The following is a 12,520-nucleotide window of genomic DNA, read 5'->3' as shown; positions in this document are numbered from 1 at the left end:
CGCCCCGCCCTCGTCCGTGTGTGCCTCGGCAGTGTGTACGAGCTGAGAGCATAGGTGCCGGTCAGTACGAGAGGGAGGGACCCATGCCCGAGCACGCGGCGGCAGCGGCACCGGAGACGGAGCAGCAGCCCACCACCGCCCCGGCCGCCGCCCGGCGCACCGGCCTGCTCGTCACCCTGGTGCTCGGCGGCCTCACCGCCACACCCCCGCTCGCGATGGACATGTACCTCCCGTCGCTGCCGGAGGTCACCCGCACCCTGCACGCCCCCGCCGCGACGGTGCAGCTCACCCTCACCGCCTGCCTGGCCGGCATGGCGCTGGGGCAGCTCGTCGTCGGGCCGATGAGCGACCGCTGGGGCCGCCGCCGCCCGCTGCTGGCCGGCCTCGCGCTCTACCTCCTCGCCACCGCCCTGTGCGCGGTGGCCCCGAACGTCGAGGCGCTGGTCGCCCTCCGGCTGGCGCAGGGCCTCGCGGGCGCGGCCGGCATCGTCATCGCGCGGGCCGTCGTACGCGACCTGTACGACGGCGTCGCCATGGCCCGCTTCTTCTCCACCCTGATGCTGATATCCGGGGCCGCGCCGATCGTGGCCCCACTCGTCGGCGGGCAGATCCTCAGGGTGACGGACTGGCGGGGTGTGTTCGCCGTCCTCACCGTCGTCGGCGCCGCGCTCGCCGTCGTCGTCTGGCTGCGGCTGCCCGAGACGCTGCCGCCCGACCGGCGGCACGGCGGGGGAGTGGGCGAGGCCCTGCGCGCCATGCGCGGCCTGCTCGCCGACCTCCCCTTCACCGGCTACCTGCTGGCCGGCGGCTTCGCCTTCGCCGCGCTGTTCGCCTACATCAGCGCCTCCCCGTTCGTGGTCCAGGAGATCTACGGCGCCTCCCCGCAGACCTTCAGTCTGCTCTTCGGCCTGAACTCGGTCGGCCTGGTGATCGCCGGGCAGGTCAACGGCAAGGTGCTGGTGGGCCGGGTCAGCCTGGACAAGGTGCTCGGCACCGGCCTCGCCGTGACCGTGCTCGCCGCGACCGCCCTGCTGCTGATGGCCTGCGGCGCGTTCGGTGACGTCGGGCTCGCCCCGGTCGCGGCCGCCCTGTTCGTGCTGATGTCGGCGATGGGCATCACCCTGCCCAACGCCCAGTCGCTCGCCCTGCTGCGCACCCGGCAGGCCGCCGGCTCCGCCTCCGCGCTGCTCGGCACCTGCTCCTTCCTCGTCGGAGCGGTCGCCTCCCCGCTCGTCGGCGTCGCCGGGGAGCACACCGCCGTGCCCATGGCGATCGTCCAACTGGCGGGCGCACTGGTCGCGGCGGCCTGCTTCGTGGGAATGTGCCGTCCCTGGAACACACGTACGGATTCGGAGGGGGAGCAGAACTGAGCGCACCGCGACTGCGCGCCGGCACACCCGAGCGCGCCGGGCTCGACCCCGTCCAGCTCCGCCACCTGGCCGAGGAGGTGCACGCCCTCACCGCCGGAGCCCGCCCCTGGGCCGCCGGTGCCGTCGCGCTGGCCGGGCGCGGCCCGGTGATCGCCGTCGCCGAGGCTTCGGGCTGGGCCGTGCGCCACGCCCACTACGACCCCGACACCGGCACCGGCGTGGAACTGCCGCCCGCCGAGCGGGTGCCGGTCACCGTCGACACGCCCTTCGACCTGGCCTCGCTCACCAAGCTGTTCACGGCCGTCGCCGCCGTTCAGCAGATCGAGCGCGGCACCCTCGGCATGGACGCCCGCGTCGGCGCCTACCTGCCCGAGTTCACCGCGGCCGCCGAACACGGCATCACCGTACGGCAGCTGCTCACCCACACCTCCGGGCTGCGCCCCGAACTCCCGCTGTACGACTGCCCGGACGACACCGCCCGGCTCGCCCTGCTGCGCGCCGAGGCGCCGATCGCCGCGCCCGGCACCCACCTCTACTCGGACCTGAACATGCTGCTGCTCCAGTTCGTGCTGGAGCGGATCACCGGCCGCACCCTCGACGTGCTGATCGCGGACGGCATCACCCGCCCGCTCGGCATGACCGCGACCGCCTTCGGCCCCTGCCCCGGTGCCGCGGCCACCGAGGACCAGCGGCGGCCGTGGGCCAAGGCGGACCGGGGGATGCTGCGCGGCGCGGTCCACGACGAGAACGCCTGGGCGCTCGGCGGCGTGGCGGGGCACGCGGGCCTCTTCTCCACCGCGTACGACCTCGCGGTCTTCGCCCGCACCCTGCTGGCCGGCGGCGGGTACGGGCCCGCCCGCGTCCTCGGCCCCGACTTCGTCGAGCTGCTGCTGACCCCGCCGGGCCTGGGCTTCGCCGTGGACCAGCCGTGGTTCATGGGCGAACTCGCGGGCCGGGGCGCGGCCGGGCACACCGGCTTCACCGGCACCTCACTGGTCCTGGACCCGGCGACGGACACCTTCCTGGTCCTGCTGGCCAACACCGTCCACCCCCGTCGCCGCGCCCCCGACAGCCGCCCGAGGGCCGCACTCGCCACCTACCTGGCACGAGCGGTGATCTGACCCCCACCGGAGAGCGGCGGCCAGGGCACGGGCCCGGTGGCTCGGTGCGGGCCCGGTGCCAGGGGTGCGGGGCTGGTGGTCCTGGGCAGCCCGGGTCGGGGCGGTCGGAGGGCGGATGGCCTCGGGACGGAGGGGTCGGGGTCCAGGGGTGCGGGCCCGGTGCCAGGGGTGCGGGGCTCGTGGGCCGGGGCCCCGGGATCGGGTGGTCGGCGGCCGAGGTGGCCTCCGGACGGGGCGGTCGGCGGCCGGGGTGGCTCCGGGCCGGAGCGGTGGGGCCGAGACATCGGGCCGGAGGGACAAGGCGGCCTCGGGCCGGAGTGGCTGGGCCCCGGGGCGGAGCGGCCGGACGGCCGAGACGGCTCGGGCCGGAGCGGTCAGAGGGCAGAGCGGTCAACGGGGCGGAGCGGTCAGGGAGCCGAGGCGGTCATGGGGCCGGAGCCGCCCGGGCCGGAGCGGTCAGGAGGCCAGGGCTGCCTCGGGGCGCAGCGGTCCGGGGGCGGTGTTCTCAGCCATACAATCGCCAGGTGAACGCCCCCGCCTCGCCCGCCGAAGCCCTCCGCGGCACCCTCGCGGAACTGCTCGCCGGTCTTCCGCCCAGCCAGGCCGCCTCAGCCGTGGAACGGCTGATCGCCAAGTACCGGGGCGACACCCCCACCCACGCCCCCATCCTCCGTGACCGCGCCGACGTCGCCGCCTACGCCGCCTACCGCATGCCGGCCACCTTCGAGGCGGTCCGCTCCGCGCTGGAGGCGTTCGCACGGGCCGTGCCCGGCTGGACGCCCGAGGGCCATGTCGACGTCGGCGGCGGTACCGGCGCCGCCACCTGGGCCGTCACGGAGACCTGGCCCGGCGAACGCGACGTGACCGTGCTGGACTGGGCCGAGCCCGCGCTCGCCCTCGGCCGGGAGATCGCCGCCGCCAACCCGGACCTGCGCGGCGCCCGCTGGCAGCGGGCCCGGATCGGCTCCTCGCTCACCCTGGAGCCCACCGACCTCGTGACGGTGTCGTACGTCCTCAACGAACTCGCCGAGGCCGACCGCGCCGCCCTCGTGGACGCCGCCGCGGCGGCCGCCCCGTCGGTCGTGATCGTGGAGGCCGGCACCCCCGCGGGCTACGCCCGGGTCATCGAGGCCCGCGACCGGCTGGTCGCGGCCGGGTTCCGGGTCGCCGCCCCCTGCCCGCACAGCGCCGCCTGCCCCATCGTCCCCGGCACCGACTGGTGCCACTTCTCCGCCCGGGTCAGCCGTTCCTCCCTGCACCGCCAGGTCAAGGGCGGCTCCCTCGCCTACGAGGACGAGAAGTTCAGCTACGTCGCCGCCACCCGGCTGCCCGCGGCACCGGCACCCGCCCGCGTCGTGCGGCGCCCGCAGATCCGCAAGGGCCAGGTGCTCCTCGACCTGTGCGAGACCGACCAGCGGCTGAGCCGTACGACGGTCACCAAGCGCCACGGCGGCCTCTACCGGGCCGCCCGGGACGCCGACTGGGGCGACCCCTGGCCGCCGCCGGACGAGCCCGCCTGACCGGCGCGCTTGTTAGCGTCACCCCCATGGTCAAGAAGCCCGCCCCCGACGCCACCCGCCGCAGCGAGAAGTCCCGGCGGGCGATCTACGCCGCCGCCCTCGCCCTGGTCGCCGAGGCCGGGTACCCCAGGACCACCGTCGAGGGGATCGCCGCCCGGGCCGGGGTCGGCAAGCAGACCATCTACCGGTGGTGGGGTTCCAAGGCGGACGTCCTGCTGGAGGCCTTCCTCGACCTCGGCGAGCAGATGGCGCGGACGGCCGGGCAGGAGGCGTCCGCCGTCCCCGACACGGGCGATCTCGCCGCCGACCTCAAGGCGGTGCTGCGCGCCACGATCGACGAACTCCTCGACCCGCGCTTCGAGGTGCCCGCCCGCTCCCTGGCCGCCGAGGGCCTGGTCAACGAGCAGGTCGGCCGCGAGTTCGTCACCAAGCTCCTCGAACCCCAGCTCCAGCTCTACGTCGACCGGCTGCGCTCCGCGCAGGCCACCGGGGCGGTGCGCGCCGACGTCGACCCGCGTATCGCGCTGGAGCTGTTCGTCTCCCCGCTCGCCCAGCGGTGGCTGCAGCGCACCGGCCCGATCTCCCACGACTACACGGACACGCTGGTCGACTACGCGCTGCACGGCATCGCCCCGCGCTGACCGGCCCCGGGACGGCCCGGGCCGCCCAGTCCGCCCGCTCCGCGAGGCAGGTCTGTGAGGCACGTCTCGTCCGCATCGCCCGGATTGCCCGACAGGCACCCCGGGGCAGGGGAAGGTGGGACGATGAGGCATGCTGGCCGCACCACAGCGAGGCGACCACGGCGAGGCGAGGGGTAGATGAGCGCGACGTTCGGCGGCCGGTCCGGCCGGCAGGGCAGACTCTCCCAGTGGCTGCTCGGCCGCCGCCCGAAGGAGACCGCCGACGACACCGGCGGCCGTGAGGCCCTGCTGCTCTCCGCCGCAGCGGCCGGACTGCCGCTGGCCCCCGCCGCGCACCCCGGTGCGGGCTACGGCTGCTCCTGCGACCGCGTCGGCTGCCCGACCCCGGCCCGGCACCCGGTGTCGTTCGCCTGGCAGACCCAGTCCACGACGGACCGCGGGCAGATCGAGCGCTGGGCCCGGCACCAACCGGAGGCCAACTTCATCACCGCCACCGGCATGACGCACGACGTCCTGGACGTGCCCCTGGAGGCCGGCCGGGAGGCGCTCGACCGGCTGCTCGGGGCCGGCGTCGAGGTCGGCCCGGTCGCCGAGAGCGACGACGGCCGCATGCTGTTCTTCACCCTCACCCGCGGCACCCCCGAGGACGAGGACGAGTGGTGGCCCTGCGAGCTGGACTGCCACCCCGAGACCATGGACGAGCACCCCGGTCTTCGCTGGCACTGCCGCGGCTCCTACGTCCTCGTGCCGCCCGCCCGGCTGCCGGGTGAGGACCGCGGGGTGCACTGGGTGCGCGGCCCGGAGCAGCCGCTGCCCGACCCGCTGAGCCTGCTGGAGGCGCTCACGGACGCCTGCGCCCGGCACGTCGGCACGGAGGCCGGCCGGGCGGGCGCCGCCTGGCCCCCGCGGCACTGAGCCGCGCGGGCGCCCCCTCCCGCGAGCGGGCCGTCGAGGTCCCGGGCGGGCCTACTCGCCCTGCGCGGCCGTCAGCCCCCGCACCTGGCCCACGATCGACACCGGGCCGCTGCCCGCCGGGACGAGGGCGGCCTCGTTGGAGACGATCTCCAGCGTCAGCGACTGCTTGACCTCGCCCTTGGTCAGGGCCTGCACGTCCTTGTTCGGGACCGGCACCGAGGTGCCCGCGGCGGCGGTCTGCTTCTCGAAGTGGTGCGTGGTGAAGAAGACCAGCGCCCCGCCGTCCGCCGTGCGCAGCGCGAGCGGCGCGTAGTCGCCGCGGGTCAGCGGCTCGTCGATGAACTGCCGCACCAGACCCGGCTTCTTGGCCCGCCGCGCGCGGTCCGCGCGCAGCGCGCTGGTGCTCCGGCCGTCCGCGAAGGTCTTCCCGCCGTCCCGCAGATAGCGCGCGTAGGCCCTGCTCAGGCCGGCGGGCGGCACGGCGAGGCCCGGGGCGTCCGCGGGGACGGTCTCGGCGAACCCGTCCGCGTCCTTCCTGAACTCCGGTACGGCGCCGGGCGCCACCAGCGTCAGATAGGCGACCTTCCACTGCTCGCCGAGGCCGTGGCGGGTGAACACCAGCAGCCAGCGGGCGCCGCCCCCCACGTTGCCCTTGGCGTCCGCGACGAACCAGCGGGGCCAGCCGGCCTTGGCGGGGATCGTGAAGTGCGCGTCCGTCAGCTCCAGCGGGGTGTGCCGGGGGTTGCCGGAAGGGTGGTTGACGTGCCCGGCCTTCAGCCGGGCCCCGTCGATGTCGGCGAGAGCGCCGGTGACCTGCCCCGCGTCCAGGGAGCGGTCGTAGGCCTTGTCGGCCCTGTTGTAGGCGTCCGTGAACCGCACGAGCGCCTTGGCGGCCTCGGCGCGGCTGGTGGCGGGCAGTACCTCGCGCTCGCCGTGCACCACCACGCATCCGCTCGCCGTCATCGACAAAGCGGTCAGCGAGGCCGCTATGAGTGCGTTCCGGTCACGCCGACGGAGCCCACGACGACCGCGATCCCTGCTCATGAAGTGCCTTCACCCTCCCCTTTCCGGAGGCGAACCCTACCGGGACGGGAACACGCGCGGGTGGCCGGTTCACGCACTCGGTACCGTCGGCCCCCGCCGTCACTCGGCGGCCGGGACCCGCTCCTCGGCCGCCGGAGCGGCCGTGCTCCGCCCGCCGCCCTTGAGCCGGGCGAGGAACTCGGGCGTGACCAGGAAGACGGCCAGGGTCGGCACCAGGTAGAGCGCCCACACCGCCAGCTGCACGACGGTCGGGTCGGGCTGGAAGTTGAAGACGCCCTTGAGCAGGGTGCCGTACCAGCTGTCCGGCGGGATCGTGCCGCTGATGTCGAAGGCCAGGTCGGCGATGCCCGGGATCCAGTTGGCCTCCTGGAGGTCGTGGAAGCCGTACGCCAGCACGCCCGCCGCGACCACCACCAGCATCCCGCCGGTCCAGGTGAAGAACTTGGCCAGGTTGATCTTCAGGGCGCCGCGGTAGAACAGCCAGCCGAGCAGGACGGCCGTGGCCAGGCCGAGGGCCACGCCGACCAGCGGGCGCGGGGTGCCGTCGGAGGCGGCGTGCACCGAGGCCCACACGAACAGGGCGGTCTCCAGGCCCTCCCGGCCGACGGCCAGGAACGCGGTGGCGACCAGCGCGCCGGTGCCCATGGCGAGGGCCGCGTCCAGTTTGCCGTGCAGTTCGGACCTCAGGTGCCGGGCGGTGCGCCGCATCCAGAACACCATCCAGGTCACCAGGCCGACGGCGATGACGGACAGCGAGCCGCCGAGCGCCTCCTGCGCCTCGAAGGTGAGCTCCTGGGAGCCGAACTCCAGGGCGCAGCCGAAGCCCATGGCGATGGCGACGGCGATGCCGATGCCGATCCAGATCGGCTTCAGGGCGTCCCTGCGGCCGGTCTTGACCAGGTAGGCGATCAGGATGCAGACGACGAGGCTGGCTTCCAGGCCCTCGCGCAGGCCGATCAGGTAGTTGGAGAACACGGGTCACGCCTCCTCGGAGAACAGCGTCCGGCCCCACCAGTCGTCCTTGTCCCGGACGCCGGGCGGGACCGCGAAGACCGCCGAACCCACGTGCTGGATGTACTCGTTGAGCGCGTCTTTCGCCGACAGCTGCCGCTGCAGCGGGATGAATCCCTTGCGGACGTCGCGCTGGTAGGCCAGGAAGAACAGGCCCGCGTCGAGGCGGCCGAGGCCGTCCGTGCCGTCCGTGAAGGAGTAGCCCCGGCGCAGGATGGTGATCCCGTTGTTGGAGTCGGGGTGCGCGAGCCGCACGTGCGCGTCCGGCTTCATCGCCTTCAGGAACGGCTTGTCGTGCTCCTTGGCCCTGCCGACCGGGGCGCCCTCGCCCTTGTCGCGGCCGAAGACGTCCTCCTGCTCCTGCAGCGAGGTCCGGTCCCAGGTCTCGATGTTCATCCGGATGCGGCGGGCGACCAGGTAGGACCCGCCGGTCATCCAGGACTCGCCCTTGCCGCCGTCGCCGTCGCCGACCCACACGAACTTCTTCAGCCGGTCCGTCTCGGTGCCCGCGATGTTGCGGGTGCCGTCCTTGAAGCCCATCAGGTTGCGGGGCGTCTGGGCGTCCGGGGTGGTGGAGGACGTCTTGCCGAAGCCGAGCTGGGACCAGCGGATGGCGACCTTGCCGAAGCCGATGCGGGCCAGGTTGCGGATGGCGTGCACGGCGACCTGGGGGTCGTCCGCGCAGGCCTGGATGCACAGGTCGCCGCCGGTGCGGGTCCGGTCGAGGTTGTCGCCCGCGAACCTGGGCAGGTCGACCAGGGCCGCGGGCCGCTTGCCGGCCAGCCCGAACCGCTCGAACAGGGACGGTCCGAACCCGATCGTCAGCGTCAGCCGGGAGGGGGCGAGCCCCAGGGCCTCGCCGGTGTCGTCCGGCGGTGCCTCGGCCAGTCCGCCGTACGCGCCCTCGCCGACCGCGTGACCGGCGGTCATCCGGCGGGCGGCGGCCGTCCAGTCCTTCAGCATCCGCACGAACTCGGCGCGGTCGTCGGTCTTCACGTCGAACGCGGCGAAGTGCAGCCGGTCCTGGACCGGGGTGGCGATGCCCGCCTGATGGGCGCCGTGGAACGCGACGGCACCGCCCGCCTCGGCGGCGGCGGGGTCGGCGTCGTCACCGGCCCGGGTCGCGGCCACGGCACCGCCGGCCGCGACGGCACCGAGCGCGAGCCCGGCACCGCCCCAGCCGATCAGCGCACGGCGGGACGGGGAGCCCGCGGGGGAGGCGGTGGTGGTGTCCTGGGTCTCGGTCATGCCCGTCCTTCCTACTTCACGACCGCGGCGGCGAGCTTGGACAGCGGCTCCGCGAGGGCGTTGACCGCGTCCGACAGCTCCTTGGTCTGGTCCTTGGTGAGCTTGTCGTAGGAGACGAAGTCGTAGGAGTTCTTGTCGGAGCGGTACTTGTCGAGCAGCGTGTCGAGCGCGGTGAACTGCTTGTCCAGCTCCTTGGCCAGCGCCGGGTCGTTCTTCGAGGCGACCGGCTTGAGCAGGTCGTACGCCTTCTGCGCGCCCTCGACGTTGCCCTTGAAGTCGACCAGGTCGGTGTGCGAGTAGCGCTCCTCCTCACCGGTGACCTTGCCGGTGGCGACCTCGTCGAGCAGCTCCTTGGCGCCGTTGGCCATGGACGAGGGGGTGATCTCGGCCTTGCCGACCCGCTCCTGCCAGTCCTTCAGGTCGGTGACCAGCCGGTCGGCGAGGGTCTTCTCCTCGGCACCGATCTTCTTGTCGGCCCACAGGGCCTTCTCCAGACGGTGCCAGCCGGTCCACTTCTGGCCGTCCTCCAGGCCGTCCTCGCGGACGTCGACCTTGGGGTCGATGTCGCCGAAGGACTCGGCGACCGGCTCGGTGCGCTCCCAGCCGAGGCGCGAGGGCGCGTACGCCTTCCTGGCGGCCGCCAGGTCGCCGTCCTTGACGGCCTTCACGAAGGTCCCGACGAGCGGCAGCGTCCGGTCGGCCTGGTCCTGCGCGTACTGGCGGTAGTCGGCGACGGCCTTGTCGAGCCGCGGGTCGCGCCCGGCGGTCGCGCCGCCGCCGGTCACGGTGAGCTTCTGCCGGACGCCGTGGCCCTTCATGCCGGGGCGGCAGGCGATCTCGTAGGCGCCGGCCTTCACCTCGGCGGTCAGCGTGTACTTGGTGCCGGGGCCGATGTTCTCCTTCTCGGAGACGATCCGGTCGTCCGGGAACAGGATCTCGACCTCGGTGGCCTTCGAGCCCTTGTTCTCTATCTTCAGCGTGACCTGCCCGGCCGGTACCGACTTGGTGGAGGTCTCGCACGTGGCGTCGGCCGCGGTCACCCGGATCGCGTCGCCGTCGGCGGCGTCGCTCTTCGCGGTGCAGGCCGAGAGGGCGGTCAGGGCGGCCACGGCGGTGGCGGCGGTGACGGTCAGTCGGACGGCTCGCATGCAGGCTCCCAGCGGATCCGGTGTGGTGCGGTGTGGTGAGGCTGCCCTAACTTACCTGAGGCTTACCTCAGTACCGCCCGGCGGGGTCGTGATTCAGCTCTCACGGGGGGCGGTGTTTCAATTCCGGAGTGACTGATTACGACGTACTCCGCGTCTTCTGCGCGCCGAACGGCGGCTACGGCAACGAACTCGGTGTCGTGCGGGACGGCTCGGTGCTGCCCGGGCGGGACGACCGGCAGGAGCTCGCCGCGAAGCTCGGGTTCAGCGAGACCGTGTTCGTGGACGACCCCGAGCGCGGAGTGATCGACATCTACACGCCCACCCTGCGGCTGCCCTTCGCCGGCCACCCCTGCGTGGGCACGGCCTGGCTGCTGGACGTGCCCGAACTGGTCACGCCCGCCGGGGAGGTCGGCGCCCGCCTCGACGGCGAGTTCAGCTGGATCGAGGCCCGCGCGGAGTGGGTGCCGCCCCGCACCCTGCGCCAGTTCGCCACCGCCGCCGAGGTCGACGCCCTGACCGTCCCGCCGCCCGGCGCGTGGCTGTACGCCTGGGCCTGGGAGGACGAGGCGGCCGGCCGGGTCCGCGCCCGCGCCTTCCCCGGCCGCGACGACGGCATCGAGGAGGACGAGGCGACCGGCGCCGCGGCGCTGCTCCTGACCGACCGGCTCGGCCGCGCCCTGAACATCACCCAGGGCAGGGGCTCGCAGATCCTGACCGCACCGCAGCCGAACGGCTGGGTGGAGATCGGCGGCCGCGTCCTCCTGGAGCGCTAGGCCGCGTCCGGCCTACGCGCTCAGCGGGAACTCCGCGCCCAGGGCGCGGAAGACCCCGGTGTTCAGGTCGAACGCCCGGCGGCACTCCGCCACGATCCGCTGCCGCTCCAGCTCGTCCGCCTCGACGGCGTCCAGCAGTTCGCGGTAACCGCGCTTGAACGCGGCCGGGTTGGCTATGTCCTCGAAGACGTAGAAGCGGACGCCGTCGCCCTTGCGTGCGAAGCCCCAGGTGCGCTCCGCGCGGTCCCGGATGACCTGGCCGCCGGAGAGGTCGCCCAGGTAGCGGGTGTAGTGGTGGGCGACGTACCCGCCGGGCCAGCCCTCGGCGCACTCCCGGACCCGGTCGGCGTACGCACGGGTCGCGGGCAGGGCGGACAGCGTCGAGCGCCACCCCGGACCCCGCAGGTGCGCCAGGTCCCGCTCCAGCGCGGGCATTCGCAGCAGTTCCGGCCGGACGAAGGGCCCGGCCACCGGGTCCGCCGCCAGCCGCCCGGCGGTGCTCTCCAGGGCCTCGTAGACGAACCACAGCTGCTCGGTGTAGCGGGCGAACGCGGCCACGCCGAGCCGGCCGCCGAGCAGGTCGCCCATGAACGTCGAGGTCTCCGCCTCCACGTGCTGCTCGTGGGACGCCGTGCGGATCACGGTCGAGAACGACTCCATGGACTCTCCTCCGTTTGCCGACCTGCTGTCGGTAACTTTACCGACAGGATGTCGGAAAAACATCAGGAGCCCGCCCCCGGATGTGCGTCGAAGCCCGCCCCGGACGCCGGGACGGGCTTCGACGGGACGGGCTTCGACGGGACGGGTGGCCGGCGCGCCGGCGGGCCGTCACGGCAGGGTGAGGATGTCCGCCCCGGTCTCCGTCACGACCAGCGTGTGCTCGAACTGGGCCGTCCGCCTGCGGTCCTTGGTCACGACCGTCCAGCCGTCGTCCCACATGTCGTACTCGTGGCTGCCCAGCGTCAGCATCGGCTCGATCGTGAAGGTCATCCCCGGCTGCATCACGGTCGTCGCGTGCGGGCTGTCGTAGTGCGGGATGATCAGGCCGGAGTGGAACGAGGAGCTGATCCCGTGACCCGTGAAGTCACGGACGACGCCGTAGCCGAACCGCTTGGCGTAGGACTCGATGACCCGGCCGATGACGTTGATCTGCCGGCCCGGCCTGACCGCCTTGATCGCCCGGTTCAGCGACTCCCGGGTCCGCTCCACCAGCAGCCGGGACTCCTCGTCCACGTCACCCACCAGGTAGGTGGCGTTGTTGTCGCCGTGCACCCCGCCGATGTACGCCGTGACGTCCAGGTTGACGATGTCGCCGTCCCTGAGGACCGTCGAGTCCGGGATGCCGTGGCAGATGACCTCGTTGACCGAGGTGCACAGCGACTTCGGGAAGCCCCGGTAGCCGAGCGTGGACGGGTAGGCGCCGTGGTCGCACATGTACGCGTGGGCGACCTGGTCCAGCTGGTCCGTGGTGACACCGGGCGCGATGATCTTCGCGGCCTCCTCCATCGCCTGCGCGGCGATGCGGCCGGCGACGCGCATCGCCTCGACGGTCTCCGGGGTCTGCACCTCCGGACCGGTGTACGGCGCCGGCGCGGGCTTGCCGACGTACTCGGGGCGGCGGATGTTCCCGGGTACCGGGCGGGTGGGGGAGAGTTCCCCTGGTACGAGCAGCGACTGGGCGGACATGTCAGCGAGTCTAACCAGCGGGCTCGGGGGAACATGTCGATGG

At 73.7% G+C, this 12,520-nt stretch carries 12 protein-coding genes; 6 read left to right on the top strand and 6 right to left on the bottom strand.

Features of this window, described 5'->3' with window-relative positions; translation table 11 throughout:
• Positions 1 to 83: 83 nt before the first annotated feature.
• From B446_RS11920 to B446_RS11900, 5 genes are all read left to right on the top strand, one after another.
• The gene (locus B446_RS11920) at positions 84 to 1,370 is read left to right on the top strand and encodes a multidrug effflux MFS transporter (protein ID WP_020939690.1); all 1,287 of its coding nucleotides are present in this window, start codon (positions 84 to 86) and stop codon (positions 1,368 to 1,370) included.
• The gene (locus B446_RS11915) at positions 1,322 to 2,491 is read left to right on the top strand and encodes a serine hydrolase domain-containing protein (protein ID WP_020939689.1); all 1,170 of its coding nucleotides are present in this window, start codon (positions 1,322 to 1,324) and stop codon (positions 2,489 to 2,491) included. The genes B446_RS11920 and B446_RS11915 overlap by 49 nt, the downstream gene beginning before the upstream one ends.
• A gap of 524 nt (positions 2,492 to 3,015) precedes the next feature.
• Positions 3,016 to 4,011, top strand: coding sequence for a small ribosomal subunit Rsm22 family protein (locus B446_RS11910; RefSeq protein WP_020939688.1), 996 nt, complete (start codon positions 3,016 to 3,018; stop codon positions 4,009 to 4,011).
• A gap of 26 nt (positions 4,012 to 4,037) precedes the next feature.
• On the top strand, positions 4,038 to 4,652 hold the full coding sequence (locus tag B446_RS11905) for a TetR/AcrR family transcriptional regulator (RefSeq protein ID WP_020939687.1): 615 nt from the start codon (positions 4,038 to 4,040) through the stop codon (positions 4,650 to 4,652).
• A 177-nt stretch (positions 4,653 to 4,829) separates the two neighbouring features.
• Positions 4,830 to 5,567, top strand: a complete 738-nt coding sequence (locus B446_RS11900) for a bifunctional DNA primase/polymerase (protein ID WP_020939686.1) — start codon at positions 4,830 to 4,832, stop codon at positions 5,565 to 5,567.
• A gap of 51 nt (positions 5,568 to 5,618) precedes the next feature.
• Here B446_RS11900 and B446_RS11895 read toward each other — a convergent pair whose 3' ends face one another.
• The 4 genes from B446_RS11895 to efeO form a co-directional block, all read right to left on the bottom strand.
• Entirely contained in the window at positions 5,619 to 6,611 is a 993-nt protein-coding gene (locus tag B446_RS11895; RefSeq protein ID WP_043475374.1) for a hypothetical protein, read from the bottom strand.
• A gap of 99 nt (positions 6,612 to 6,710) precedes the next feature.
• Positions 6,711 to 7,586 (bottom strand): iron uptake transporter permease EfeU, encoded by an 876-nt coding sequence (efeU, locus tag B446_RS11890; protein ID WP_020939684.1) that lies wholly within the window; start codon positions 7,584 to 7,586, stop codon positions 6,711 to 6,713.
• A 3-nt stretch (positions 7,587 to 7,589) separates the two neighbouring features.
• The gene (gene efeB / locus B446_RS11885) at positions 7,590 to 8,870 is read right to left on the bottom strand and encodes an iron uptake transporter deferrochelatase/peroxidase subunit (protein ID WP_020939683.1); all 1,281 of its coding nucleotides are present in this window, start codon (positions 8,868 to 8,870) and stop codon (positions 7,590 to 7,592) included.
• Between the two features lie 11 nt (positions 8,871 to 8,881).
• Positions 8,882 to 10,018: an iron uptake system protein EfeO gene (efeO, locus tag B446_RS11880; protein WP_020939682.1), complete on the bottom strand. Its 1,137-nt coding sequence runs from the start codon at positions 10,016 to 10,018 to the stop codon at positions 8,882 to 8,884.
• A 128-nt stretch (positions 10,019 to 10,146) separates the two neighbouring features.
• Here efeO and B446_RS11875 point away from each other — a divergent pair, with 128 nt between their 5' ends.
• Positions 10,147 to 10,791: a PhzF family phenazine biosynthesis protein gene (locus B446_RS11875; protein ID WP_020939681.1), complete on the top strand. Its 645-nt coding sequence runs from the start codon at positions 10,147 to 10,149 to the stop codon at positions 10,789 to 10,791.
• Positions 10,792 to 10,803: 12 nt separating this feature from the next.
• On the opposite strand, the gene B446_RS11870 is transcribed toward B446_RS11875, so the two are convergent.
• Both B446_RS11870 and map read right to left on the bottom strand, forming a co-directional pair.
• Entirely contained in the window at positions 10,804 to 11,451 is a 648-nt protein-coding gene (locus tag B446_RS11870; RefSeq protein ID WP_020939680.1) for a heme oxygenase (biliverdin-producing), read from the bottom strand.
• A gap of 168 nt (positions 11,452 to 11,619) precedes the next feature.
• On the bottom strand, positions 11,620 to 12,477 hold the full coding sequence (map, locus tag B446_RS11865; RefSeq protein WP_020939679.1) for a type I methionyl aminopeptidase: 858 nt from the start codon (positions 12,475 to 12,477) through the stop codon (positions 11,620 to 11,622).
• Positions 12,478 to 12,520 lie beyond the last annotated feature (43 nt).

This window comes from Streptomyces collinus Tu 365 (assembly GCF_000444875.1).
GTDB classification, from domain to species: Bacteria; Actinomycetota; Actinomycetes; order Streptomycetales; family Streptomycetaceae; genus Streptomyces; species Streptomyces collinus_A.
The sequence above is the reverse complement of the archived record's forward strand: the minus strand, read 5'-3'. Positions and strand labels throughout refer to the sequence as shown.

Coding starts and splice junctions, on each gene's coding strand:
- B446_RS11920 (WP_020939690.1), top strand. CDS start 84: ATGCCCGAGCACGCGGCGGCAGCGGCACCGGAGACGGAGCAGCAGCCC.
- B446_RS11905 (WP_020939687.1), top strand. CDS start 4,038: ATGGTCAAGAAGCCCGCCCCCGACGCCACCCGCCGCAGCGAGAAGTCC.
- B446_RS11900 (WP_020939686.1), top strand. CDS start 4,830: ATGAGCGCGACGTTCGGCGGCCGGTCCGGCCGGCAGGGCAGACTCTCC.
- B446_RS11895 (WP_043475374.1), bottom strand. CDS start 6,611: ATGAGCAGGGATCGCGGTCGTCGTGGGCTCCGTCGGCGTGACCGGAAC.
- efeB (WP_020939683.1), bottom strand. CDS start 8,870: ATGACCGAGACCCAGGACACCACCACCGCCTCCCCCGCGGGCTCCCCG.
- efeO (WP_020939682.1), bottom strand. CDS start 10,018: ATGCGAGCCGTCCGACTGACCGTCACCGCCGCCACCGCCGTGGCCGCC.
- B446_RS11870 (WP_020939680.1), bottom strand. CDS start 11,451: ATGGAGTCGTTCTCGACCGTGATCCGCACGGCGTCCCACGAGCAGCAC.
- map (WP_020939679.1), bottom strand. CDS start 12,477: ATGTCCGCCCAGTCGCTGCTCGTACCAGGGGAACTCTCCCCCACCCGC.